Raw genomic sequence first — 26,721 nt, 5'->3', positions numbered from 1 at the left:
ATGACCAACCCGTTCGACGACGACAACGGCGTCTTCCGCGTCCTGGTCAACGACGAGGGCCAGTACTCCCTGTGGCCGGACTTCGCCCCCGTCCCCGCCGGCTGGACCGGCGTGCACGGCCCCGACAGCCGCACGGCGTGCCTGGACTACGTCGAACGGCACTGGACGGACATGCGGCCGCGCAGCCTCGCCGAGGCCATGCGCCAGGCCGACGCCTGATGGCGGCCCGCCCGGCCGTGGAGGACGTCCTCCCGCTGTCCCCGACGCAGGAGGGCATGGTCTTCCACGCGCTGTACGACCGGCACGCCCGGGACGTCTACACCGGGCAGACGGTCCTCCGCCTCGACGGACCGCTCGACCCCGGCCGGCTGCGCACGGCCGCCTCCGCGCTGCTCGACCGGCACGCCAACCTGCGGGCCGCGTTCCGCACCCAGCGGTCCGGGCGCACCGTCCAGGTGATCCCCGGCGCGGTCCGCACCCCGTGGCGGGTCACCGACCTGACGACCCGCCCACCGGACGAGCGCCCGCCCGCCCTCGGACGGCTGCTCGCCGAGGACCGCGAGGAGCGGTTCGACCCGGCCCGCCCCCCGCTGCTCCGCTTCCACCTGGTGACCTGCGGCGAGCGCGACCACCGGCTGGTGCTCACCTCCCACCACCTGCTCTGGGACGGCTGGTCCGCGCCCCTCCTGGTGCGCGAGCTGTTCCAGCTGTACGGCTCCGGCGGCGACCCGGCCGCCCTGCCCCGGATACGGCCTTACCGCGACTACCTGGCCTGGCTCGCCCGCCAGGACCGCGAGGCCGCCCGCACCGCGTGGCGCTCCGCCCTCGCCGGCCTCGACGAACCCACCCTGATCGCCCCCGCCGCCCGCGACCGGCCGCCCGAACCGCCCGAACGGCACGTCGTCACCCTCTCCGAACCGGACACCGCCGCCCTCACCGCCGCCGCCCGCGCCCACAAAGTCACCGTCAGCAGCGTGCTCCAAGGCCTGTGGGCGGTGCTCCTGGCCCACCGCACCGGCCGCACCGACGTCGTCCTCGGCGCCACCGTCTCCGGCCGTGACGCCGACCTGCCCGGCATCGAGTCGATGGTCGGCCTGTTCATCAACACCCTCCCCGTACGGGTACGGCTGCGCCCCGCCGAACCGCTCGCCGGCCTGCTCGCCCGCGTCCAGGCCGAGCAGTCCGCGCTGCTCGACCACCGGCACCTCGGCCTCGCCGACGTCCAGCGCGCCGCCGGACACGACGTCCTCTTCGACACCCTGCTGGTCTTCGAGAGCTACCCGATCGACGAGGAGGGCATCGCCCGCGCCCTCGACGACCTGCGCCTGACGGACGTCTCCGTGCTCGACGCCACCCACTACCCGCTGACCCTCACCGCGCTGCCCGGCCCCCGGCTGACCCTGACCTTCGCGTACCAGCCGGCCGTCCTGGACCGGGCGACGGTGACCGGCCTCGCCGACCGGCTCGCCGGCCTCCTGCGGGAGTTCCCCCACGACCCCGCACGCCCCGTCGCCCGGCTCGCGGCCGGCGAACCCCCGCCTCCCGCCCGGGACACCACCCGCCCCCTCCCGCACCCCACGGTCCGCGCCCTCTTCGCCGAGCAGGCCGCCCGCACCCCGCACGCGCCCGCCGTGCTGCACGGCACCGGCACGCTCACCTTCGCGGAACTCGACGCCCGGTCCGACCGGCTGGCCGCCGCCCTGACCGCCCGCGGCGCCGGACCCGAGTCCGTGGTCGCCGTCGCCCTGCCCCGCCGCCCCGACCTGGTGACCGCACTCCTCGCGGTCCTCAAGGCCGGCGCGGCCTGCATGCCCGTCGACCCGGCCTACCCGCGGGACCGCATCACCCTCATGCTGGACGAGGCCCGCCCCCGCCTGACCGTGTCCGACCCGGCGACAGCCCGACGCCTCGCCCTCGACGCCGACTCGGTGTGCCCGCCCGACGCCACGCCCCCGGGTGCCCCCTTACGCCCGCCCCCGCCCCTCTCCCCGGACCACCCCGCCTACGTGCTGTTCACCTCCGGCTCCACCGGCCGCCCCAAAGGCGTCGTCGGCACCCAGCGGGCCCTCGCCAACCGGCTCGCCTGGGGACGGGAGCTGAGCGAGGACGGCGTACGGCTCTCCAAGAGCCCCCTGAGCTTCGTCGACGGCCTCACCGAACTGCTCGGCGCCCTCGTCGCGGGCGAACCCGTCGCCCTCGCCGACGACGACCACGCGGGCGACCCGGCCGCCCTCGCCGCGCTGGCCGACCGCCACCGGGTCACCCTCCTCACCGCCGTCCCCAGCCTGTACGCCACCCTCGTCGACACCGCCCCACCCGGCGCCTTCGCCTCCGTCCGCACCTGGATATCCAGCGGCGAACCCCTCACCCCCGACCTCGCCGCGGCGATCACCCGGCGCTGGCCCGACGCCCGCCTGGTCAACCTCTACGGCTGCTCCGAGGCCGCCGGCGACAGCCTCTTCCACGTCTGCGCGGACGGCGACGACCCGGTGCCGCTCGGACACCCCGTCGCCAACACGCGCGCCCACGTCCTCGACCCCTTCCTGCGGCCGGTACCGGCCGGCGCGACCGGCGAGCTGTACCTCGCCGGGGACGGACTGGCCCGCGGCTACCTCGGCCGGCCAGCCCGCACCGCCGAACGGTTCGTCGCGGACCCCTACGGGCCGCCCGGCAGCCGCCTCTACCGCACCGGCGACCTCGCCCGGCCGCGTGCCGACGGCACCCTGGAGTTCCTGGGCCGGGCCGACGACCAGGTGAAGATCCGGGGCTTCCGCGTCGAACCCGGCGAGACCGAGGCCGCCCTGCGGGCCCTGCCCGGGGTGCGCCGGGCCGCGGTGACCGCCCGCGAGGACGGCCCGGCCGGGCGGCACCTGGTCGGCTACGCCGTCCCCGAACCCGGCCGCGCCCCCGACCCGGCCGGCCTGCGCCGGGCGCTCGCCGAGCGGCTGCCCGGCCACCTCGTACCGTCCGCCGTCGTCGTCCTCGACGCCCTTCCGCTCACCCCCAGCGGCAAGGTCGACCGGCGCGCCCTGCCCGCCCCCGACCTCACCCGCGACAGCGTCCCCGACCCGCCGCGCACCGCGGCGGAGAAGGCGCTGTGCACACTCTTCGCCGAGGTGCTGGGGCTCCGACAGGTCGGCGTCCACGACGACTTCTTCACCCTCGGCGGCGACAGCATCGTCTCCGTCCGGCTCGCCGACCGCGCCCGCCGCGCGGGGCTCGCCCTCACCCCGCGCGACGTCTTCACCCACCGCACCCCCGCGGCCCTCGCCAGCACCGCCGCCACCCCCGAAGGCGGGCCCGCCCCCGAGGAGTTCACCGCGACCGGCACACCGCTGGTCTCGCTCAGCCCGTCCCAGCTCGACAAGGTCAAGGCGAGGTGGAGGAACCGATGAGCACGCAGCCCGCCGCCCCCGAGGACGACGGCTCCCTCGTCGAGGACGTCCTGCCGCTGTCCCCGCTGCAACAGGGCCTGCTGTTCCACGCCCTGTTCGACGAGGGCGCCCAGGACGTCTACACCATGCGCACCCTGGTGGAGCTCGAAGGCCCGCTGGACTCCGCCGCGCTGCGCGCCGCCGCCGAGGAACTGTTCGCCCGGCACGCCAACCTGCGGGGCGCCTTCCTCCACGAGGACGTCGACGAACCGGTGCAGGTGGTGCTCAAACAGGTCCCCGTCCACTGGACCGAGACCGACCTCACCACCGCCGACGAAGCCACCCGCGAGGCGGCCGTCACCGCCGGCACCGACACCCGCTTCGACCTCACCGACCCGCCCCTGCTGCGCTTCACCCTGGCCCGCCTCGGCACCCACCGCCGGCTGCTGGTCGTCACCAACCACCATCTGCTCCTCGACGGCTGGTCCGTCCCGCTGCTGGTGCGCGAACTCCTCCAGCTGTACGCCGCCCGGCTCGACCCCGGCCGGGCCGCACCGCCGCCCGCCGTCCGGCCGTACCGCGACTTCCTCGCCTGGCTGGCCGCCCGCGACCGGGAGGCCGCCGCGGACGCCTGGCGCGACGCCCTGGCCGGGGCGGCCCCCACCCTGCTGGCGCCGGCGCCCGCCGGACTCCTGCCGGTGCCGCCCGAGCTGCACACCCTGCGGCTCGGCGAGGAGACGACCCGGGCGCTCGGGGAGTCGGCGCGCGCCCACGGCGTCACCGTCAACACCGTCGTGCAGGGACTGTGGGCGCTGCTCCTGGCCCGGCTCACCGGCCGGGACGACGTGGTGTTCGGCGCCACCGTCGCCGGGCGGCCCGCCGAACTCGCCGGCGCCGAGTCGATGATCGGCCTGTTCATCAACACCGTGCCCGTACGGGTGACCCTGCCGCCGGGCGAGCGGGCCGGCGACTTCCTGCGCCGCCTCCAGGACGAGCAGGCGCGGCTGATGGACCACCAGTACCTCGGTCTCACCGAGATCCAGCGGCTCGCCGGCGCCGGAGACCTCTTCGACACGCTGATGGTCTTCGAGAACTACCCGGTCGACCAGGCCGCCGTCGCCCGCGCCGAGGCGGCCTCCGGACTGCGGATCGTGGACGTCACCGGCAGCGGCGCCACCCACTACCCGCTCACCCTGGCCGTCCTGGACGAACAACGGCTCGGCGTCGTCTTCGAGTTCCGCCCCGACTGCTACGACCGCCGCACGGTCGAACGGCTGGCCGCCCGCTTCGAACGGCTCCTCCACGCGCTGCTCGCGGACCCCGGCACGCCGCTCGCCGCACTGGACGCCCTCGAACCCGCGGAACGGGCCGCGCTGCTCGCGGCGGGAGAGCGACCGCCGTTGCCGGTGCCGCGGCCCACGCTGCCGGAGGTGTTCCAGGCGCAGGCCGCCCGCACACCCGACGCCGTCGCCGTGGTGGGCGCCGGCCGGCGGCCCACGTTCGCCGAGCTGAACGCCGAGGCCAACCGGCTGGCCCGGCTGCTGACCGAGGCCGGGGCCGGACCGGAACGCGTCGTCGCCTTCGCGCTGCCACCGACCCCGGACACGCTCGTCGCCCTGCTCGCCGTCCAGAAGGCGGGCGCCGCCTATCTGCCGCTCGACCCGGCCTGGCCCGCCGAACGGATCGCCGGGATCCTCGACGACACCCGTCCGGTCGCCCTGCTCGCCACGACGGCCACCCGGCCCCGCCTCGACGGCGTCCGCACGCTGCTCCTCGACGACCCCGGGACCCGGCGCCGCCTCGCCGACGCCGACCCCACCGACCCCGCGCGGCCCCCGCACCCCGAACACCCCGCCTACGTCATCCACACATCCGGCTCCACCGGCCGCCCCAAGGCCGTCGTGGTGCCGCACCGGGCCATCGTCAACCTCTTCGCGGCCCACGGCGCCGCCCTGTTCACGCCCGCCTCGACCGCCGCCGGCGGGCGCCCGCTGCGCGTCGGGCACGCCTGGCCCGTCTTCTTCGACGCCTCCTGGCAGCCCATGCTGTGGATGTTCGCCGGGCACGAACTGCACCTGGTGCCCGACGAGGTGCGCCGCGACCCCGACGCGTTGCGCGGCTTCCTCGCCGAGCACCGCATCGAGTTCATCGAGCTCTCGCCGTCCCTCGTCGGCGAGCTGGTCACCCGCGACGGCTGGCGCGCCGGGCTGAAAGTGCTCGGCGTCGGCGGCGAGGCCGTACCGCCCGACCTGTGGCGCACCCTGCGCGCCACCGAAGGGCTGACCGTGCACAACCTGTACGGCCCCACCGAGTGCACCGTCGACTCCGCCGACTGCGACCTCGCCCGCACCGACCGCCCCGCCATCGGCCACCCCGTCGCGGGCGCCCGCCTCTACGTCCTCGACGGCCACCTCAACCCCGTGCCCACCGGCGTCGACGGCGAGCTGTACATCGCGGGGGAGGGCCTGGCCCGCGGCTATCTGGGCCGCCCCGGCGCCACCGCGAGCCGCTTCGTCGCCGACCCGTTCTCCGGCCGCCCCGGCGCCCGCATGTACCGCACCGGCGACATCGCCCGCTGGACACCGGACGGCCTGGTCGAGTGCCTGGGCCGGACCGACGACCAGGTGAAGATCCGCGGCTACCGGATCGAACCCGGCGAGATCGAGGCGGTACTGCTCGGACACGACCTGGTGGAACGCGCCGCCGTGGTCGTCCGCGAGGACACCCCCGGCGTCCGCCGCCTCGTCGCCTACGTCGTCCCGGCCCCCCCGGCGCCGCCCGCCGCGCGGACCGCCGAGCTGCTGCGCCGGGCCGCCGCCACCGTGCTGCCCGACTACCTGGTGCCGTCCGCGATCGTGCCGGTCGACGGCTTCCCGCTCACCCGCAACGGCAAGCTGGACACCGCCGCGCTGCCCGCCCCCGCCCGCACCGCCGGCCCGGCCGCGCAGCCGCCCCGCACCGCCACCGAGCGGCGGCTCGCCGACCTGTTCGCCACCGTGCTGGGCCTGGACGGCCTCGGCGTGCACGACGACTTCTTCACCCTCGGCGGCGACAGCATCGTCTCCATGCGGCTGGTCGCCCAGGCCCGCGCCGCCGGGCTGACGCTGTCCCCGCGCGACGTGTTCGAACGGCGGACGGTGGCGCGGCTCGCCGAACGGGTGGACACCGCCCGGAACGCCCCGGCCCGGCACGCTGCCGCCCGGACCGGCGCGCCCGGCACCGGGGACATCCCGCTCACCCCCGCCCTCGCCCGCCTCGTCGCACGCGGCACCCCGCTGCGCGGCCTCGCCCAGGCCCGCTTCCTGCGCACCCCGCCCGGCATGGACCTGGACGGCCTGCACCGCACCGTGCAGGCCGTCCTGGACCGGCACGAGCTGCTGCGGGCCCGCCTGCTCCGGGACCCGGACGGCACCTGGCGGCTGCGCGCCGCACCCGTGGGCGCCGTACGCGCCGCCGACCGCGTACAGCGCACCGACGCCGCCCACCTGGACCACCCGGCGACGGCCGCCCTGGTGCCCGGCGCCCTCGACGAACTGGCCGCCGCACTGGACCCGGAGACGGGAACCATGGCCCGCTTCCGCTGGTTCGACGCGGGCCCGCACCGCGAGGGACGGCTGCTCGTCGCGCTCCACCAGACCGTCACGGACCCGGCGTCCTGGGGCGTCCTCGCCGCCGACCTCGCCGCCGCCTGGCAGGGCGCCGAACTCCCGCCCCCCGTCACCTCCTTCGCGGAGTGGGCGGCGTTCTCGCACGCCGAGGCCCGGCGCCGGACGCCGGAACTCCCGCTGTGGGAGGACATCCTCGGCCGTCCCGAACCTCCCCTCGGCGCCCTCCCGCCGGACCCCGTGCTCGACACCCGGGCCACCCTGCGCCGCCACACCATCACCCTCGGCCCGGACATCACCGTCCCGCTGACCCGCCACTCGGTGCGGGACGTCCTGCTGACCGCGCTGGCCCTCGCCGTCCCCACCCACGGCGGCTCCCTGCTCGTCGAGCTGGCCTCGCACGGCCGCGCCGAGCACCTCCTGCCCGGAGCCGACCTCTCCGGCACCGTCGGCTGCTTCACCAGCACCCACCCCGTCCGTCTCGACCCCGGCGCCCCGCCCGGCACCGACCAGGTGCGGCGCGTCCACGACCAGCTCGCCGCCCCGCCCGACCAGGGCCTCGGCCACGGCCTGCTGCGCCACCTCGCCCCCGGCGCCGCCGCCCGTCGCCTCGCCGAACTCCCCGAACCCCAGATCGAGTTCGGCTACCTCGGCCGGATGACCCTCGGTGAACGCCCGGACCGCACGGACGCCCTGTTCACCAGCGCACCCGAGACCGGCGCCGCGGGCGGCACCGCCGACCCCCGCACACCGGTCACCCACGCCCTCACCGTCGACGCGGTCCTCCTGGACGGCCGCGACCCGGCGGGCCCGGTCCTGGAGGTGGGCTGGCAGTGGCCCGGCCGCCTGTTCACCGAGGCCGACGTCCACCGGCTCGCCGGGCTGTGGGCGGCGACCCTCGACCTGCTGCTGAAAGAGCTGCCGCTCGAAGCCCGGCCGCTCGAAGACCAGCTGTCTGCGCACCAGTTGCGGAAAGGCGGAGACCAGTGACGCGGACACCTGACGCGGCCGACATCGCGGCCGACCTCGCGGCCCGCAAGCGGGAACTGCTGCGCCGCCGGCTGGAGAGCGCCGGCCTGGCGAACACACCCGCTCGCTCCGGGCCCATCCCGCGCCGCCCGGCCGACGCGGGCCCGCTGCCGCTGTCGTACGCCCAGTCGAGGATGTGGCTGCTCCAGCAGCTCGACCCGGACAGCCCGGCGTACAACGTCTGCCTCGCCATCCGGCTGCGCGGCCCGCTGGACGCGGACGCCCTGCGGACCGCCCTGCGGGGCCTCGCCGACCGGCACGAGGTGCTGCGCACCCGCTACCCGGCCGGCTCCGACGGCACGCCCGAGCAGGTCGTCGACCCGGTGACGGAGACGGTGTGGGAGACGGCCGATCTGGGCGGGCTCGGCGCCGAGGAGCAGGACCGGCGCGCCGACGACCTGGCCCGCGCCGCCTCGGCGACCCCCTTCGACCTCGCCGCCCACCACCCGCTGCGCGCCCTGCTGATACGACGCACACCCGAGGACCACACGCTCGTCCTGACGGTGCACCACATAGCCTGGGACGGCGGCACGTTCAACGCGCTCTCCCGCGATCTCGGCGCCCTGTACCGCGCCGCGCTCACCGGGGCGCCGTCCGGCCTCGCCCCGCTGCCCCTCCAGTACGCCGACTACGCGCTGTGGCAGCGCGAGACCTGGACCGACGCGCGGCTCGCCCCGCACCTCGGCCACTGGCGCGCCCACCTGGTCCCGCCGCCCGCCCCGCTCGCCCTGCCCGTCGACGCCCCGCGCGAGGCCCGGCCCACCGCGCGGGGCGGCCGCCGCCACCACACCTTCGCCACCGACGTCACCGACCGGCTCACCGCGTTCGCCCGCACCGCCGGAGCCACCCCGTTCATGGTGCTGTTCGCCGCGCTGGCGGCCCTGCTGCACCGCACCACCGGCGCCACCGACATCCCGATCGGCTCGGCCGTCATGCACCGCGACCTCGCCGGACTGGACCAGCTGGTCGGCAACTTCGGCAACACCCTCGCCCTGCGCGCCGACCTCGAAGGCGACCCGGGTCTCGCCGAACTCGTCGAACGGGTACGGCGGGTGTGCACCGACGGCTACGCCCACCAGGACATGCCCTTCGACAGGCTCGTCGAGGAACTGCGCCCGCCCCGGCAGCCCGGCCGGGCCGTCTGGTTCGACGTCATGCTGCTCTTCCTCACCCAGGGCCTCGAAGGGCCGGACCTGCCCGGCGTCCACGCCGAGTGGGAGACGGTCCACAACGACACCACCCAGTTCGACCTCTCCCTGGAGGCGTTCCTCACCGGCGGCCGGCTGCGCGTCGAGGCCACCCACCGCGACGGCCTGTTCACCCCCGACACCGTCGACCGCCTCCTGCGCCGGCTGGAGACCCTGCTCGCCGCGGCGCTCGCCGACCCCGCGCTCCCGGTCTCCCGGCTGCCGCTGACGTCGGACGACGAGGAGGACCGCGTCCTGCGCGAGTGGAACGCCACCGACCGCCCCGTCCCCGCCGTCACCCTCACCGACCTCCTCGCCCGGCAGGCCGCCCGCACCCCGACCGCCGTCGCCCTCGCCACCGACACCACCCCGAACGCCTGCGACTACGCCGGCCTGCACGCCCGCGCCAACCGGCTCGCCCGGCTGCTCACCGCGCACGGCGTCGGCCCCGAGCGACGGGTCGGCGTGGCCCTGGAACGCGGCCCCGACCTGGTGGTCGCCCTGCTCGCCGTGCTGAAGGCGGGCGGCGCCTACGTGCCCCTGGACCCCGCCCACCCCGCCGAACGGCTGGCGCTGCTCATCGAGGACACGGCCCCCGCCCTGATCATCACCACCGGCGGCCACCCGTTCCCCGCACCGGCCCCGGCACCGCTGCTGCTCCTCGACGACCCCGGCACCCGACGACGCCTCGCCGACGCGGACCCCGCCGACCTCCACCCGCCCCTGCGGCCGGAACACCCCGCCTACGTCATCCACACCTCCGGCTCCACCGGCCGCCCCAAAGGGGTCGTCGTCCCGCACGCCGCGATCGTCAACCGGCTGCTGTGGATGCAGGAGACGTACCGACTCGGCCGCGAGGACCGCGTCCTGCAGAAGACCCCGGCCGGATTCGACGTCTCCGTCTGGGAGTTCTTCTGGCCGCTGATCACCGGGGCCACGCTCGTGCTCGCCCGCCCCGACGGCCACCGCGACCCCGCCCACCTCGCCGAGCTGATCGAGGCCCGCCGGGTCACCACCGCGCACTTCGTGCCCTCGATGCTGCGGGCCTTCCTCGACGACCCCGCCGCCGCCCGCGCCCGAGGCGTCCTGCGCCGCGTGATCTGCAGCGGCGAGGCCCTTCCCGCCGAACTCGCCGAACGCTGCGCCCGGCTCCTCGACGGCACCGAGGTGCACAACCTGTACGGGCCCACCGAGGCCGCCGTCGACGTCACCGCCTGGCCGTGCGCCGAGGGCACCCGCTCACCGGGCGGCTCGGTTCCCATCGGCCGCCCGGTCTGGAACACCCGCACCCTCGTCCTCGACGACCTGCTGCGCCCCGTCCCGCCCGGCGTGCCGGGAGAGCTGTACCTGGGCGGCGTCCAGCTGGCCCGCGGCTACCTCGGCCGGCCCGCGCTGACCGCCGAACGGTTCGTCGCCGACCCCTTCGGCCCGCCCGGCGCCCGCCTCTACCGCACCGGCGACCTGGTGCGCTGGAGCGGCCGGGGCACACTGGAGTTCCTGGGCCGCACCGACGACCAGGTGAAGATCCGCGGCACACGGGTCGAGCCGGGCGAGACGGAGGCCGCCGTCGCCGCCCTGCCCGGCGTCTCCCAGGCCGCCGTCACCGTCAGCCGGGACCAGGACGGTCAGCCCCGGCTGGTGGCCTACGCCGTCCCGCTGCCCGGCGCCCGGCCCGCCCCCGCGGACCTGCGGCAGCGCCTCGCGGCGACGCTCCCGGACGCTCTTGTGCCCGCGGCCGTCGTACTCCTCGACGCGCTGCCGCTCACCCCGAACGGCAAACTCGACCGCCGTGCGCTGCCCGCCGCCGACCTCGCGGCCCTCACCACCGCGACCCCGCCCCGCACCGCGGCGGAGGCCGTCCTGTGCGGGCTCTTCGCCGACCTGCTCGGCCTGCCGTCCGTCGGTGTCCACGACGACTTCTTCACCCTCGGCGGCCACTCCCTGCTGGCCACCCGGCTCGTCAACCGGCTGAGCGCCGCACACGGCGTCACCGTGCCGCTGCGGGCCGTCTTCGACACCCCCACCCCGGCCGCGCTCGCCCCGCTCCTGGACGCCGGCACCCCCGCCCGGGACCGGCCCGCCCTGCGGCCCGCACCCGTGCGCCCCGACCCCCTCCCGCTGTCGTCCGCGCAGGCCAGGCTGTGGTTCCTGTACCGGCTGGAGGGCCCGAGCCCCACCTACAACGTCCCCACCGCGTACCGGCTCACCGGCCCCCTCGACCCCGACGCCCTGCGGGCCGCCCTCAACGACGTCGTGGCCCGGCACGAGACGCTGCGCACGGTCTACCCCGACGACGACGGCACCCCCCGCCAGCACGTCCTGCCCCCGCCGGACGTGCCCTTCGAGACCGTGCCCGCCGACCCCCGGCGACTGGACGGCCTCCTCCGCGAGGCCGCCGCCCGCCCCTTCGCCCTCGACCGCGAACTCCCCGTCCGCGCCACCCTCTACGCCCTCACCCCCGACGACCACGTACTGCTCCTGCTCGTCCACCACATCGCCACCGACGGCTGGTCCGCCGACCCGCTCCTCGCCGACCTGGAGACCGCCTACGCCGCCCGCCGTACCGGCACCGCGCCCGCCTGGCCGCCGCTCACCGTCCAGTACGCCGACCACACCCTCTGGCAGCGGCGGCTCCCCGACGACGGACTCGAACACTGGACCCGGCGGCTGGCCGGCCTCCCCGAGGAACTCCAGCTCCCCGTGGACCGACCGCGCCCCGCCGTCCACCACCACGCCGCCGACGCCGTCGGCTTCACCCTCGACGCCGACGTCCACACCGCCCTGCGCGACCTCGCCGCCGCCGGCGGCGGCACCGTGTTCATGACCCTCCAGGCCGCCGTCGCCGTGCTGCTCGGCCGGCTCGGCGCGGGCGACGACATCCCCCTCGGCACCCCGGTCGCCGGACGCGCCGACCCCGCCCTCGACGACCTGGTCGGCCTCTTCGTCAACACCCTGGTCCTGCGCACCGACCTCTCCGGCGACCCCACCTTCCGCGAACTGCTCGCCCGGGTCCGCGAGACCGACCTGGACGCCTACGCCCACCAGGACGTGCCGTTCGAACGGCTGGTGGACGCCCTGGCACCCGCCCGCTCGATGGGCCGCCACCCCCTCTTCCAGGTCATGCTCGCCCACCAGCAGGCGCCCGCCGCGCACCGGGAGTTCGCCGGACTCGGCCTCACCGAGCACCGCGTCGGCTTCCACACCGCCAAGACCGACCTCGCCTTCCACCTCTTCGAACACCCGGAGGCGGGCGGCATCGACGGGTCGCTGGTCTACAGCACCGCGCTGTACGACCGGGAGAGCGCCGAGGACCTGGCCGAACGGCTGGTCCGCCTCACCGCCGACCTGGCCCGGCACCCCGACCGGCCCGTGCGCCACGCCGACGTCCTCACCCCGCGCGAGCGCTCCCTGCTGCTCGGCGAGTGGAACGACACCGCCCACCCCATGCCGTCGACCACCCTCACCGCACTGGTCGAGGAACAGGCCGCCGCCACCCCGCACCTGACCGCCGTGGAGTACGGCGTGCCGGGCGGCACCCGGCTGACGTACGGCGAACTCGACGCCCGCGCCAACGCCCTCGCCCACCGGCTGATCCGGCTGGGAGTCGGCCCCGAACGCCGGGTCGGCATCCACCTGGAACGGTCGGTGGAGATGGTCGTCGGGCTGCTCGCGGTGCTGAAGGCGGGCGGCGCTTTCGTGCCGCTCGAACCGCACTGGCCCGCCCGCCGGATCGCAGAGGTGTGCCGCGGCGCGGCCCTCACCGCGGTGCTCGGACGCACCGGCGACGCCCTCGGCGACGGCGGTCCGCCCGTCGTCGAGGTCGACCTCAGCGGGCCCGTGCCGGACGCCGCCCGCCCGGACGTCGCCGTCGACCCCGAAGGGCTCGCCTACGTCATCCACACCTCCGGCTCCACCGGCGTCCCCAAGGGCGCGATGATCCGGCACCGGGCCATCGCCCACCGGCTGCTGTGGCAGCGCGGACTGCTCGGCTTCGGCACCGGGGACGCGGCCCTGTTCAAGGCGCCGCTCGGCTTCGACATCTCCGTCAACGAGATCTTCCTGCCCCTCGTCAACGGCGGCCGGGTGGTGGTCGCCGAACCCGGCGGCGAACGCGACGTCGACCAGCTGCTCGACACCGTCGAACGGCACCGGGTGACCTTCACCTACCTGGTGTCCTCGATGCTCGACCTGCTGCTGGAACAGGACGGCTTCGCCCGGCGCGCGGCCTCCCTCAAGCACGTGTGGTGCGGCGGCGAGGTCCTCACCCCGGAACTGTTCGCCCGCTTCCGCGCCCTCAGCCCGGCGGTGATGTACCACGGGTACGGTCCCGCCGAGGCCACCATCGGCGTCAGCCACGTCGTCTACCGCACCGGCGCCATCCGCAGCGCCGTCTCCATCGGCCGCCCCAACGGCAACACCCGCCTGTACGTCCTCGACGACCGGCTCCGGCCCACCCCGGTCGGCGTGCCCGGCGAGCTGTACGCGGGCGGCGTCTACCTGGGCCGCGGCTATGTGAACGACCCGCGCCGCACCGCCGACCACTTCGTCGCCGACCCGTTCGGCCCGCCGGGGGAGCGGCTGTACCGCACGGGCGACCTGGCCCGCTGGCGGCGCGACGGCACCCTGGAGTTCCTGGGCCGCGCCGACCACCAGGTCAAGATCCGCGGCATGCGGGTCGAGCTGGAGGAGATCGAGGCCGTCCTCGAACAGCACCCCGCCGTGCGCCGCGCGGTCGTGGCGCTCCGCCGGGACGCCCCGGGCGTCGAACGGCTCACCGGCTACTGCCTGGCACCCCCCGACGCCCTGCCCGCCCTGCGTGACTGGCTGCGCGAACGGCTGCCCGACCACATGGTGCCCGCCACCCTCACCGCCCTCGACGCCTTCCCGCTGCTGCCCTCCGGCAAGGTGGACCGCGCCCGTCTCCCCGCCCCCGAGGCCCCGCGGTCCGCCGCCGGCAGGGCACCCGCGAACGACCGGGAGCGCCGGCTGTGCGAACTGTTCGCGACGGTGCTCGGGCGGCGGCACGTCGGCGTGGACGACCACTTCTTCGAGCTGGGCGGCGACAGCATCGTCTCCATCCGGCTGGTCACCCTGGCCCGCAAGGCGGGCATCCCGATCGGCCCGCGCCAGGTCTTCCAGACCCCCACCCCCGCCGGACTCGCCGCGAGCGTGACCGACACCCCCGCGCCCGGCACCTCCGCCTCAGCCTCAGCCTCCGCCTCCGTCGTCGCCGACGATCCGGTCGGCGAGCTGGAGCTGACGCCGGTCATGCGCTGGACGGCCGACCGGGGCCGCCTCGCCCAGGCGGTCCTCCTGGTGACCCCGCCCGGCCTCACGGAGGCCGATCTCACCGTCGTACTCCAGACCGTCCTGGACCGGCACGCCATGCTGCGGGCACGGCGGGTGGGGGACCGGCTCGTCGTCCCCGGCGAGGGCACCGTACGGGCCGGGGAGCTGCTGAGCCGGGCCGGGCTGTCGGAGGGGGAGCGGGACGCGCGGCTGGCGGACGCGGTCCGGCGCCTCGACCCGTCGGCAGGGCGGATGCTCCAGGCCGTCTGGTGGCCGGACGGGGCGCGGCTCCTGCTCGTCGCCGACCACCTGGCCGTCGACGGAGTCTCCTGGCGGATCGTCGGCGCGGACCTCGCCGAGGCCTGGCAGGCCGTCAGGGCCGGGGAGCGGCCCCGGCCGGCCCCCGCCGGGACCTCCTTCCGCACCTGGAGCCGCCTGCTGGCCGAGGAGGCCCGAAGCCCCGAGCGGGTGCGTGAACTGCCCTGGTGGACCGGCGTGCTGGAGGGCGCGCGCCCTCTGTTCGACCACACCCCCGACTCGGCCGGTCCGGTACGGGAGAGCACCCTGGTGCTCCCGCACGAGATCACCGCCCCGCTGCTGACCACCGTGCCCGCCGCCTATCACGCCAACGTCCCCGACGTCCTGCTCACCGCCCTCGCCCTGGCGGTCGCCGCCCGGCGGGAGGAACGCGGCGACCTGGCGGGCCGTTCCCTGCTCGTCGGCGTCGAGAGCCACGGGCGGGCCGAGGAGATCGCCGAGGGCGTGGACCTGTCGGCCACGGTGGGCTGGTTCACCGGCTACCACCCGGTCGCCGTCGACCCCGGCCCGCTGGACCTCGACGAGGCCCTGACCGGCGGCCCCGCCGCGGGCACCGCCCTGAAACGGGTCAAGGAGCAACTTCGTGCCGTCCCCGGCCAGGGCCTCGGCTACGGCCTCCTGCGCCACCTCAACCCCGACACCGCGCCCGCCCTGGAGAAACTGCCGCAGCCCCAGGTGACCTTCAACTACCTCGGCCGGTTCACCGCCTCCGCCGACGTCTCGGGCGAACCCTGGGAACTGGCCCCGGAGGCGCCGATGCTGCGCATACGCCCGGACCGCGCGGCCGCTGCTCTCGAACTCGACGCCGTGGCCGTCGAGGACCCGACGGGCGTCCGGCTGCACGTCTCGGCCGCCTGGCCCGCCGCCCTCCTCACCACAGGGGAGGCGGACGGCCTGCTCACGGCCTGGCGGCAGGCGCTGACCGGACTCGTCCGGCACGCACGGACGGCCCCCGGAGGCGGCCTCACCCCCTCGGACCTCCCCCTGGTCGAGGTGACCCAGGAGGACCTGGACGACTTCGCGCACGCCTTCGACGACCTCGGCACCCACCCCGGCGAGCACGACGACTTCTGAAGCAGAAGCGGAGGAACCGGTGACGCAACAACCCCCGACCGCCGACGAACTGCTCCGCGCGGTCACCGACACGTTCGACACCCCGCCGGGCGAGGACGACAGCCTCATCGCCTGGGGCCTGGACTCCATCACCCTGATGCGGATCGCCGGCGGCTGGCGCCGCCAGGGCGTCAGGGTCGGTTTCGCCGAGCTGGCGAAGGAACCGACCCTGCGCGCCTGGCGCACCCTGCTCCAGGCGCACATCCCCGCCGTCGGCGCCCCGGACCCCGAGCCCACGCGCCCGGCCCCGGCCCCCGGCACGGCACCGGGCACCGCGCCCCGCACGGCGCCCGGCGAGCCGTTCCCGCTGGCCGTGATGCAGCACGCCTACTGGATCGGCCGCGGCGACGAGACCGCCCTCGGGTCCGTCGCCGCGCACCTCTACGTCGAGTTCGACGGACCCGGCCTCGACCCCGGCCGCCTCGACACCGCCGTACGCGCCCTGGCCGACCGGCACGCCATGCTCCGGGCCCGGTTCACCGACGACGGACGGCAGGAGATCCTGCCCGCGCTCACCCGCCCCGCGACCACCGTGCACGACCTGCGCGGCCTGGACGACAAGGCGGCCGCCGTCCGGCTGGAGGAACTGCGGCAGACGCTGTCGCACGCCCGGCTGGACATCGAGGCGGGCGAGGTCTTCGCGGTGCACCTGTCGCTGCTGCCCGACGGACGGGCCCGGCTGCACGTCGACGTCGACATGCTCGCCGCGGACGCGCTCAGCTACCGCATCCTGATGTCCGACCTGGCCGCCCTCTACGAGACCCCCGCCGCGCCGCTGCCGCCGATCCGCACCTCCTACCCGGACTACCTGGCCGAACGCGCCGAGGTGCGGCGGCTGAGCCGCGAACAGGCGGGCGAGTGGTGGCGGCGCCGCGTCCCCGACCTGCCCAGCGCGCCCGACCTGCCGCTCGTCCCCGAGGGCGAGCGCGCCGACCCCACCCGCGTGACCCGGCGCCACCACTGGCTGCCGCCCGGCGAGAAGCACCGGCTCACCGCCCGCGCCCACCGGCACGGCCTCACCCCGGCCATGGCGGTGGCGACGGCCTTCGCCGAGACGCTGGCAGCGTTCGGCGGACGGCAGCGCTTCCTGCTGAACGTGCCGATGTTCGACCGCCGGGGCTCCCACCCCGACGTCGACCTGCTCGTCGGCGACTTCACCAGCTCGGTGCTCCTCGACGTCGACCTCACCGGCGACGCGCCGTTCACCACGCACGCCCGGCGCCTCCAGGACCGGATGCACACCGACGCCGCCCACGCCGACCACTCCGGCGTGGAGGTGCTGCGGGACCTGTCCCGGCACCGCGGCGAACAGGTGCTGGCCCCCGTGGTGTTCACCAGCGCGCTGAACCTGGGCGAGCTGTTCGACACGGGCGTGCGGCGGTGCTTCGGCGAGCCGGTGTGGATCGTCTCGCAGGGCCCGCAGGTGCTGCTCGACGCCCAGGTGACCGAGGTCGACGGCGGACTGCTGCTCAACTGGGACGTCCGCGAGGACGCCTTCCCGCCCGGACTGGTCGACGCGATGTTCGCCGCGTTCCACGGGCTCGTCACCCGGCTCGGCACCGACGACACCGTCTGGGAGCGGCCCGTGCCCGAACTGCTGCCCCCCGACCAGCGTGCGGTCCGCGCCGCCGTCAACGCCACCGACGGCCCGCGCGCCCGGCGCCTGCTGCACGAGGCCTTCTTCACCCGCGCCGCCGAGCACCCCGGCGCACCGGCGCTGCTGTGGGGAGAGCAGGGGGCCATGACCTACGGCGAGCTGGCCGACCGGGCGCTGCGCTGTGCCGCCGCCCTGGTGGCGCGCGGGGTACGCCCCGGCGACACGGTCGCGGTCGCCCTGCCCAAGGGCCACGACCAGATCACCGCCGTCCTCGGGGTGCTGGCCGCGGGCGGCGCCTACGTCCCGGTCGGCGTCGACCAGCCGCCCGCCCGCCGCGCCCGCATCACCGCCACCGCCGGGTTCACCGTCGCCCTCACCGACGGCCGCCCGTTCGACGGCGCCGACGCCCTGCCGGTCGCCGAGGCATGCGGTTACGCGCCGCTGGCGGAGCCGGTGCCGGGGGAGGCCGAGCAGGTCGCCTATGTGCTGTTCACCTCGGGCTCCACCGGCGAACCCAAGGGCGTCGAGATCCCGCACCGGGCCGCCGTGAACACCCTCGACGACCTGAACGAGCGTTTCGCGGTCGGCGCCGACGACCGCGCTCTCGCCCTGTCCGCCCTCGACTTCGACCTCTCCGTCTACGACGTGTTCGGGCTGCTCGGCGCGGGCGGCGCGGTCGTACTGGTCGACGAGGACGACCGGCGCGAGGCACGCCACTGGGTCGACCTCGTGCACGCCCACGGCGTGACCCTCCTCAACTGCGTGCCGCCGCTGCTGGACATGCTGCTGCTCGCCACCGGCCCCGGCGAACTCGCCGGGCTGCGGGCGGTGCTGCTCGGCGGCGACGTGGTGGGCACCGACCTGCCGGCCCGGCTCGCCGAGCGGGCCCCCGGCTGCCGGTTCGCCGGGCTCGGCGGCACCACCGAGACCGCGATCCACTCGACCGTCTGCGAGGTGACGGACGGCCGGGTACCCACGCACTGGCGGTCGGTGCCGTACGGCACCCCGCTGCGCAACGTGCGCTGCCGGGTCGTCGACGGGCGCGGCCGGGACTGCCCGGACTGGGTGCCCGGGGAGCTGTGGATCGGCGGGGACGGCGTGGCGCTCGGCTACCGGCGCGATCCGGCGCGGACCGCCGACAGGTTCGTGGAGCGCGACGGGACCCGCTGGTACCGCACCGGCGACCTCGCCCGGTACCGGCCCGACGGCTCCCTGGAGTTCCTGGGCCGCCGCGACCACCAGGTGAAACTGCGCGGCTTCCGGATCGAACCCGGCGAGGTGGAGGCCGCCCTCGCCCGCCATCCCGCCGTACGCCGGGCCGTGGCCGGACTCACTCGCGGGCCCGGCGTCCAGCTGGCCGCCGCGGTGACCGCCGCCCCGGGCACGGCCGAGGGCGAACTGCGGGACTGGGTACGGCAGGCGCTGCCCCCGCACATGGTCCCCGCGCGGATCGCCGTCGCCGGGGAGCTGCCGCTCACCGCGAACGGCAAGCTCGACCGGCGTGCCGTCCGCGCGCTGTGGGAGGCGGGCGCGGAGGAGCCCGCGCACCGGGCCCCGGGCACCGCGCTGGAGACGGTGGTGGCCCGGGTGTGGGCGGACGTCCTCGGCGCGGACCGCGTCGGCCTCGACGACGGTTTCTTCGCCCTCGGCGGCGACTCGGTGCTCGCCACCGTCATCGTGGCCCGGCTGCGGGAGGCGCTGGACACCTCCGAGGTCACCGTCCGCTCCCTGTTCGCCGGTCTCACGGCGGGCGGCATGGCCGAACGCCTCGCCGCGGAGGAGGAGACCCCGGGACGCCTCGAACAGGTGGCCGCGATCCACCTGGAGATCGAGACCATGTCGGCGGAGGAGGTCGACTCCGCGCTGCGCGACGCGTAGGGCCGTGCACGACGGGGCGGCGGGGTGCGTGTCGAGCACCCCGCCGCCCCGTCTCCCCCCTGGGGTTGACGGCTATCGGTCCAGCTTGGCGAAACCGGGCTCCAGGTTGTCCAGCGCCCACGGGATGCCGAGCGCGGACGGGCTGCGCAGCTGGCTGATGGTCGAGACGTCGGTGACCACGTAACGGTCGTCGCGCACGGCGCCCATGTTCTTCACCAGCGTGCTCGCCTCGAACGCCTTCCTCAGCTCCGGTGTGGTGAAGGCGATGATCACCAGGTCGGCGTCGAGCTTGTCGAGCTGCTCGAACGACAGCTCCCCGGTGGGGCTGCCGCTGACCGTCTTGATGTCCGTCACCGACGGGGTCAGACGCAGGCCCAGCTCGCCCATCAGCTTGGCCGCGAAGTCGTCCTCGGAGGCGATGGTGAAGATCTTGGCGGGTGTGTTGCCGATGGACAGGCTGTACGTCCTGCCCGCCAGCGCCGGATGCTTCTCCTTCACCTTGGCGATGGCGGCCTCGGTGTCCTCGACGACCTGCTCGGCCTTCTCCTCCCTGCCGACGGCTTTGCCGACCACCTGCACGTGTTCCTGCCAGGTCTGCCGGCCCCACTCCGTCTCGAAGCCGACGGTGGGCGCCACCGCGGCGAGCTTGTCGTAGTTCTTGTCCAGCTGGAAGTCCGAGGTGGCGAGGATCAGGTCCGGCTGGAGGGCGGCGACCTCCTCGTAGTCGACGCCGTTCATGGTGTCCAGCAGCTTGGTCCGCTCGGTGTCCACCTTGTCCTTCAGCCACGGGTGGATCCCGTCCGCGGCGAAGGCGTCCTTGGACATGGCGACGGGGTGGACGCCGAGGGCGTACAGCGCGTCCACGTCGTCCGTGCCGCCGTCGCCGATCACCACGATCCGCTCCGGGGCCCGCTCGATCTCGGTGGTCCCGAACTTGTGCTTGATGCTCACCGGGAACGCGGCGGAGGAGGACCCCGCCCCGGACCCGCCCGGCGCCGCGCCGCCCTCCTCGTCGTCCTCCACGGAACCGCAGGCGGCCAGTCCGGCGGCCAGGGAGAGGACGATCAGGGTCCTCAGGAACGGTCTCGTCATGTACAACGCCCCTTTTCCGCCAGGTGCGGGCAGATGTGTACGGCCGTCAGTTAAGCAAGGTAAGCCTTGCCTCAGCAACGGATTGCGGTCAAGTGCGTTGCCGACCGTACAAATTGACGACCGATCAGCAGCCGATCAGTGCTCGTCGGGCTGGCTCGTCAGATAGCCGCCCATCGTCCGGAACCAGTCGGTGGCGGCGTACTCCGTGCCGTCGTCCGTGCGCACCCGCCGGATCAGCAGTCCGGGGTGCCTGCCGGTGTGCGCGTCCGCGCCCGCCACGACGACCACACCGTCCCCCTCGCGGATGAAGACGCGGCCCGGAGTGCCGCCGTAACGGCCTTCGGAGACCGCCGCGGAGACGATCCGCAGGCGCTGCCCGCGGTGGAAGGTGTACGCGTTGGGGTACGGGTCCGACTGGGCGCGCACCAGGCGTTCCAGCCGTTCGGCGGGCCAGTTCCAGTCGATCAGGCTGTCCCGCGCGGACCGCTTGTGGAAGAAGCTCGCCCGGCTGCGGTCCTGCGGCTGCCACAGCCCCGCGTCCTTGCCGGAGGCGATGAGGTCCAGCGACTCGCGCACGATCGGGGCGATCAGGCCGACGGTCCGGTGGAACAGGTCGGTCACGGTGTCGGCGGGGCCGACCGGCACCGCGCGCTGGATCAGGATGTCCCCGGCGTCGAGTTCGCCGTTCATCCGGTGCGCGGTCACGCCGACCCGTTCCTCGCCGTTGACGAGCGCCCAGATGAGGGGCGAGAAGCCGGCGTAGGCGGGCAGCAGCGAGTCGTGGATGTTGAGGGTGCCGTGCGGGGGCAGGTCGAAGACCTCCGGCGGCAGCCAGGTGCGCCAGTTGTTGGCGACGATGATGTCCGGGCGGGCCTCGCGCAGCGCGGTCAGGAGCTCCGGGTCGTCGGGGCGGTTGCGCAGCAGGACGGGAAGGTCGTTCTTCTCGGCGAGTTCGGCGACGTTGTCGTCCCAGATCTTCTCGTAGGCGTGATCGCTCCTGGGGTGGGTGACCACGAGGGTGACCTCGTGGTCGGAGTCCAGCAGGGACTGGAGTGTGCGGTGACCCCAGGTCTGGTACCCGAACATGACGACGCGCATGAAGGTGCTCCCCTTCGGCGGCTCCGTTGCAAGGTAAGGCTTACCTTATCTAACATGTGCCTGCCTGAGGGAGGCGATGCCACGGTGAAATCACCGCTCAAGGGATCGGACTCGGACAGCATCCACGACATCCTCGGAATAGGTTTCGGTCCGTCGAATCTGGCACTGGCCATCGCCATCGAGGAACACAACGCGGGCCTTCCGGCGGAACGCCGGCTCGACTCCCTGTTCCTGGAACGCCAGCCGCGGTTCGGCTGGCACCGGGGCATGCTCATCGACGACGCCACCATGCAGGTGTCGTTCCTCAAAGACCTCGTCACCCTGCGCGATCCGGCCAGCGACTTCAGCTTCCTGTGTTTCCTGAGGGAGAAGGGCAGGCTGATCGACTTCCTCAACCAGAAGACCCTCTTCCCGCTGCGCGTGGAGTTCCACGAGTACTTCGAATGGGCCGCCGCCCGGGTCCGCCACCAGGTGGCCTACGACCACGAGGTCACCGCCATCGAACCGGTCCGCGACGAGACGGGGACCGTCACCGCCTTCGACGTCGTCTGCCGTGATCCCGCCGGCGGAACCGTCACCCGCCGCGCCCGCAACCTCAGCGTCGCCGTCGGCCTCGAACCCCATGTGCCGCCCGGCGTCACCCTCACCGAACGCGTCTGGCACAACAGCCAGTTACTGCCCCGGGTGGCCGAACTCACCGCCACCCGGGCCCCCGTGCGCCGCGCGATCGTCCTGGGCGCCGGGCAGAGCGGCGCCGAGACCGTCGACTACCTGCACCGCTCCTTCCCCGACGCCGAGATCTGCGCGGTCTTCGCCAAGTACGGCTACACCCCCGCCGACGACAGCCCGTTCGCCAACCGGATCTTCGACCCCGAGGCGGTGGACGTGTACTTCGCCGCCCCGGCCGAGGTCAAGCAGTCCCTCTTCGACTACCACCGCTCCACCAACTACTCGGTCGTCGACATGGACCTCATCGAGTCCCTGTACGCCACCGCCTACCAGGAGAAGGTCACCGGCCGGGAGCGGCTGCGCTTCCTCAACGTCTCCCGCATCCGCGAGGTGAGCACCCGCGCCGACGGCTCGCTCGAAGTCGGCGTGGAGTTCCTGCCCACCGGCGAACAGCGGACCCTCCGAGCCGACCTCCTCGTGCACGCCACCGGTTACCGCCCGCGCGACCCCGCCGCCCTGCTCGGCGAGGCCGCCAAGGTCTGCCTCCGCGACGACGGCGACGCCCTGCGCGTCACCCGCGACCACCTGGTGGAGACCGCCCCCGACGTCGCCGCCGGCATCTACCTCCAGGGCAGCACCGAACACACCCACGGACTCACCTCGACCCTGCTGTCCACCACGGCGATCCGCGCGGGCGAGATCCACCGCTCCCTGCTGGCGCGACGCGCGGCCGGCCTCTGACGGGCAGGCACGCGGAAGGGGGATGTCAGGCGAGCGGACCGTGCGTCCAGCGGCCGCCCAGCAGGGTGGCGTGCACGGGCATCTCCCGCAGGGTGCCGGCGTCCGCGGTGAGCGGGTCCGTGTCCAGCACCACCAGGTCGGCCGGATCGCCGACCCGGATCAGGGCCCGCCCCCGCGCCGCCGCGGTCAGCGCCGCCCGCAGCGGGATCCGCTGCTCCGGATGCCAGGCGGGCCGCTCGTCGCCGGTTCGGCTGACCGCCGCCGCGATGCCCAGCCACGGGTCCAGCGGGGAGACCGGGGCGTCCGAGCCGAACTCCAGCCGCGCCCCGGCGGCCAGCAGATCGCCGTACGCGAAGGCCCGCCCGGTGCGCCCGGCCCAGTGCCGGTCCGCCACGTCCCGGTCGTCCGGGGCGTGCGCCGGCTGCACCCCGGCCGTCACCCCCAGCTCCGCGAAGCGCGGCACGTCCGCGGCGGCCAGCAGCTGGGCGTGCTCGATCCGCCCCCGGCAGCGGACCGCCGCGAAGGCGTCCAGCGCCAGGGTGTTCGCCCGGTCGCCGATCGCGTGCACGGCCGGCTCGACACCGTGCCCGGCGGCCCGCCGCATCAGCCGCACCAGCTCCTCGTACGGCGTCTGCTCGATGCCGTACGCCTCCTCGGTGCCCTCCAGCCCGGGGTACGGGTCGCAGCACAGCGCGGTGCGCGTGTTGAGGGAGCCGTCCGTGAACAGCTTCAGCGGGCCCATCCGCAGCAGACCCCCGGTACCGGGCAGGACGTCGCCGGTGCGCAGGCCGCGCCCGATCGCCGCGTCCAGGTGCTCCGGGTAGACCGCCGCGTCCACCCGCACGGCGAGCGGCCCGGCGGCGGCGCGCCGGCCCCAGTCGCCGAGGTTGTCCGCGTAGTGGAAGTCGATCAGGCCGGTGACCCCGCGCGCGGCGGCCGCCCGGCACGCCTCGGCGACCCAGCGGTCCAGGACGTCCACGGGCACCTCGGGCAGCGCGGCGACCGCCGCGAAGCACTCGTGCTCGCGCAGCACCCCCGTCGGATGCCCGCCGCGCCCGACCAGCGCGAGGCCCGCCGAGTTCAGCCAGGCCGCGTGCAGATCGGCGCTGACCAGCGCGACCGGCCGGTCCGGGCACACCGCGTCCAGCAGCGACCGGTGCGGCACGTCCGGCCACAGCCCGTCCCGGAAGCCGTACCCGATCAGCACCTCCGGTTCCGCCGCCTCGGCCGCCCGCCGCCGTACGGCCCGCGCGACCGCGCTCGCCGAGTCCGCCTGCGACAGATCCAGCCGGTGCCGCACGCTCGCCCACTGCGCCGCGTGCACATGGGCGTCCACCAGCCCCGGCAGGACCACCCGCCCCGCCAGGTCGACGACGCTCTCCCCGGCGCCGGTCCCCAGGTCCTCGGCGTCCGCCGCGACGGCGACGATCCGGCCGCCCGCGATCCGCAGCGCCCCGGCCGGGCCGCCCGCACCGAGCCGCACCCCGGTCAGCGTCAACGCGGGCACCACGGGGGCGTGCCCGGCCGTGCGGGGGCGCGGGACGCCGTCGAGGCTCGTCATACGAACTCTCCAGAAGGACGTGGAAGGACGCGGGCGGATCAGCCGAGGGCACGGTCCAGGTTGAACGCGGCACTGATCAGGGCGAGATGGGTGAACGCCTGCGGGAAGTTGCCCTGCTGCTCGCCGGTGTGACTGATCTCCTCGGCGTACAGGCCCAGATGGTTGGCGTACGTGAGCATCTTCTCGAACGCCAGCCGCGCCTCGTCCACCCGCCCGGCGTGCACCATCGCCTCGACGTACCAGTACGAGCAGATCGAGAACGTGCCCTCGTCGCCGCGCAGCCCGTCGGGGCTGGCCTCGGGGTCGTAGCGGTAGACCAGCGAGTCCGACACCAGTTCATCGGTCAGCGCGTCCAGCGTGGACAGCCACTTCGGGTCGGTCGGCGCGATGAACTTGGTCAGCGGCATCATCAGCACCGCCGCGTCCAGCACCTCGCCGTCCTCGTACTGCGTGAACGCCTGCCGCTTCTCCGACCAGCCGCGGCTGTGGATCCGCCGGTAGATGGTGTCCCGGCAGGCCTGCCAGCGCGGCAGATCGGCGGGCAGGCCACGCCGGTTGGCCATCCGGATGGCCCGCTCGATCGCCACCCAGCACATCAGCCGCGAGTACAGGAAGTTCTTGCGCCCGCCCCGGGTCTCCCAGATGCCCTCGTCCGGCTGGTCCCAGTGCTCGCACACCCAGTCGACGAGGGCGCACACGTCGTCCCACTGGGCGCTGGAGATGGGCCGCGCCCACTTGTCGTACAGATAGATGGAGTCGATCAGCGCGCCGTAGATGTCGAGCTGCAGCTGCTCGGCGGCCGCGTTGCCGACCCGGACCGGGGCCGAGCCCTCGTGCCCCTCCAGATGGCCGAGTTCACACTCCGTCAGATCGGTGCGGCCGTCGATCCCGTACATGATCTGCAGCGGCCCGGAGGCGTGGCCGTCGCCCGGACTGATGTGCCGGGTCACGAAGTTCATGAACGCCTCGGCCTCGCTGGTGAAGCCCAGCCGCAGCAGCGCGTACACGCAGAAGGCGGCGTCGCGCACCCACACATACCGGTAGTCCCAGTTGCGCTCGCCGCCCGGCTGCTCGGGCAGGCTGGTCGTCGGGGCGGCGACGATCGCGCCGGTCGGCGCGTAGGTGAGCAGCTTCAGGGTGAGCGCCGAGCGGTGCACCATCTCCCGCCAGCGGCCCCGGTACCGGGACTGCGACAGCCAGCGCCGCCAGTACTTCACCGTCGCGTCGAACTGCTCCTCCGCCTCCATCCGGGGACACCGGCGTGGCGACACGTCGCCGCCGACCTGGTCCAGGGCGAACACCGCCGACTCGCCCTCGGCCAGCTTGAACTCCGCCTGCGCGTCGGGGCCGTCCGGCTCCAGGGGCACGGTCGCGGTGAGCGCGAGCGACAGCGCGGGCGACTCGAACACCGCGACGTCGCCGTCCATGCGCAGGGTGTGCTCCTGGGCGCCGAAGTCGAAGCGCGGCGCCACCCGCACCCGGAACACGACCGAACCCCGGACACACACCACCCGCCGGATCAGCCGGTGCCGCTCGGCCTCGACCGACTCGCCCCGGATCGGCATGAAGTCCTGCACCTCGCCCACGCCGTCCTCGGTGAAGAAGCGGGTGATCAGGACGTTGGTGTCGGGGAAGTAGAACTGCTTGGTCTTCGCCGGCCCGGCCGCCGACAGCCGGAAGGAGCCGCCGCGCTCCGCGTCCAGGATCGACGCGAAGACACTCGGGGCGTCGAACGCGCCGCAGCAGTACCAGTCGATCGTGCCGTCCGTGCCGACCAGGGCGACGCTGCGCAGATCGCCGATCAGCCCGTGCTCGGCGATCGGCAGATAGCGCGAGCCCCCGGATGTGCCGTCACTCGGTGCCTCGCCCATCGCAGCCTCCCTCGAACGGTCCGCCCCAACGCGTTTCCCAGCTTAGGGCGCCGAGGAAGGCCGGACCCCCGGAATGGATCAGTCCACGAGCCGGCCCCCATCCCGGCTCCACGCCGGCCGGAGCCGACCGCGACGCCGCCGGGCCGCGGCCCCACCGCTCGCCCGCCGGGCGCTAGGGGGTGTCTCGTCGATCAGGCCGGATCAGGGAGCGGCGTCTGATGCCGTGCATCGCAAGGCGGAGGAGGGAGCCGATGCGGCGCATCGGGGACCGACGACAACGCGGCGAGGCGCGGTGCCAG

Annotated in this window: 10 protein-coding genes; 6 read left to right on the top strand and 4 right to left on the bottom strand. The window is 75.0% G+C overall.

Annotation, left to right across the window (positions count from 1 at the left end):
• The 5 genes from AMK31_RS36560 to AMK31_RS36540 are packed head-to-tail and all read left to right on the top strand — an operon-like array spanning window position 1 to window position 19,390.
• Entirely contained in the window at window positions 1-219 is a 219-nt protein-coding gene (locus tag AMK31_RS36560) for an MbtH family protein (RefSeq protein WP_073945061.1), read from the top strand.
• The gene (locus AMK31_RS36555; protein WP_073945060.1) at window positions 219-3,395 is read left to right on the top strand and encodes a non-ribosomal peptide synthetase; all 3,177 of its coding nucleotides are present in this window, start codon (window positions 219-221) and stop codon (window positions 3,393-3,395) included. The genes AMK31_RS36560 and AMK31_RS36555 overlap by 1 nt, the downstream gene beginning before the upstream one ends.
• Complete coding sequence (locus tag AMK31_RS36550; RefSeq protein WP_079187089.1) at window positions 3,392-7,969, top strand: non-ribosomal peptide synthetase; 4,578 nt, start codon at window positions 3,392-3,394, stop codon at window positions 7,967-7,969. The genes AMK31_RS36555 and AMK31_RS36550 overlap by 4 nt, the downstream gene beginning before the upstream one ends.
• Window positions 7,966-15,876, top strand: coding sequence for a non-ribosomal peptide synthetase (locus tag AMK31_RS36545; RefSeq protein WP_274535995.1), 7,911 nt, complete (start codon window positions 7,966-7,968; stop codon window positions 15,874-15,876). Before AMK31_RS36550 ends, AMK31_RS36545 begins: the two co-directional genes overlap by 4 nt.
• Window positions 15,877-15,895: 19 nt before the next feature.
• Window positions 15,896-19,390: a non-ribosomal peptide synthetase gene (locus tag AMK31_RS36540; RefSeq protein WP_073945059.1), complete on the top strand. Its 3,495-nt coding sequence runs from the start codon at window positions 15,896-15,898 to the stop codon at window positions 19,388-19,390.
• A gap of 72 nt (window positions 19,391-19,462) precedes the next feature.
• Here AMK31_RS36540 and AMK31_RS36535 read toward each other — a convergent pair whose 3' ends face one another.
• Window positions 19,463-20,482, bottom strand: a complete 1,020-nt coding sequence (locus AMK31_RS36535) for an iron-siderophore ABC transporter substrate-binding protein (protein ID WP_073945105.1) — start codon at window positions 20,480-20,482, stop codon at window positions 19,463-19,465.
• A gap of 135 nt (window positions 20,483-20,617) precedes the next feature.
• The gene (locus AMK31_RS36530) at window positions 20,618-21,580 is read right to left on the bottom strand and encodes a methionyl-tRNA formyltransferase (RefSeq protein ID WP_073945058.1); all 963 of its coding nucleotides are present in this window, start codon (window positions 21,578-21,580) and stop codon (window positions 20,618-20,620) included.
• A 54-nt stretch (window positions 21,581-21,634) separates the two neighbouring features.
• Between AMK31_RS36530 and AMK31_RS36525 the strand changes: the two genes are divergently transcribed.
• Window positions 21,635-22,990, top strand: coding sequence for a lysine N(6)-hydroxylase/L-ornithine N(5)-oxygenase family protein (locus AMK31_RS36525; RefSeq protein WP_385312649.1), 1,356 nt, complete (start codon window positions 21,635-21,637; stop codon window positions 22,988-22,990).
• A 25-nt stretch (window positions 22,991-23,015) separates the two neighbouring features.
• On the opposite strand, the gene AMK31_RS36520 is transcribed toward AMK31_RS36525, so the two are convergent.
• On the bottom strand, window positions 23,016-24,551 hold the full coding sequence (locus AMK31_RS36520; RefSeq protein WP_073945056.1) for an amidohydrolase: 1,536 nt from the start codon (window positions 24,549-24,551) through the stop codon (window positions 23,016-23,018).
• 38 nt (window positions 24,552-24,589) lie between these two features.
• Window positions 24,590-26,422, bottom strand: a complete 1,833-nt coding sequence (locus AMK31_RS36515; RefSeq protein ID WP_073945055.1) for a glycoside hydrolase family 15 protein — start codon at window positions 26,420-26,422, stop codon at window positions 24,590-24,592.
• Window positions 26,423-26,721 lie beyond the last annotated feature (299 nt).

Source organism: Streptomyces sp. TSRI0107 (assembly GCF_001905845.1).
Taxonomy (GTDB): Bacteria; Actinomycetota; Actinomycetes; order Streptomycetales; family Streptomycetaceae; genus Streptomyces.
Note: the sequence above shows the minus strand (reverse complement) of the source record. Positions and strands in the feature narration are given on the sequence as shown.

What these genes read in the sequence shown, in the direction of transcription:
- AMK31_RS36560 (WP_073945061.1), top strand. Translation starts at nt 1, where the DNA reads ATGACCAACCCGTTCGACGACGACAACGGCGTCTTCCGCGTCCTGGTC.
- AMK31_RS36555 (WP_073945060.1), top strand. Translation starts at nt 219, where the DNA reads ATGGCGGCCCGCCCGGCCGTGGAGGACGTCCTCCCGCTGTCCCCGACG.
- AMK31_RS36550 (WP_079187089.1), top strand. Translation starts at nt 3,392, where the DNA reads ATGAGCACGCAGCCCGCCGCCCCCGAGGACGACGGCTCCCTCGTCGAG.
- AMK31_RS36535 (WP_073945105.1), bottom strand. Translation starts at nt 20,482, where the DNA reads ATGACGAGACCGTTCCTGAGGACCCTGATCGTCCTCTCCCTGGCCGCC.
- AMK31_RS36530 (WP_073945058.1), bottom strand. Translation starts at nt 21,580, where the DNA reads ATGCGCGTCGTCATGTTCGGGTACCAGACCTGGGGTCACCGCACACTC.
- AMK31_RS36525 (WP_385312649.1), top strand. Translation starts at nt 21,635, where the DNA reads ATGTGCCTGCCTGAGGGAGGCGATGCCACGGTGAAATCACCGCTCAAG.
- AMK31_RS36520 (WP_073945056.1), bottom strand. Translation starts at nt 24,551, where the DNA reads ATGACGAGCCTCGACGGCGTCCCGCGCCCCCGCACGGCCGGGCACGCC.
- AMK31_RS36515 (WP_073945055.1), bottom strand. Translation starts at nt 26,422, where the DNA reads ATGGGCGAGGCACCGAGTGACGGCACATCCGGGGGCTCGCGCTATCTG.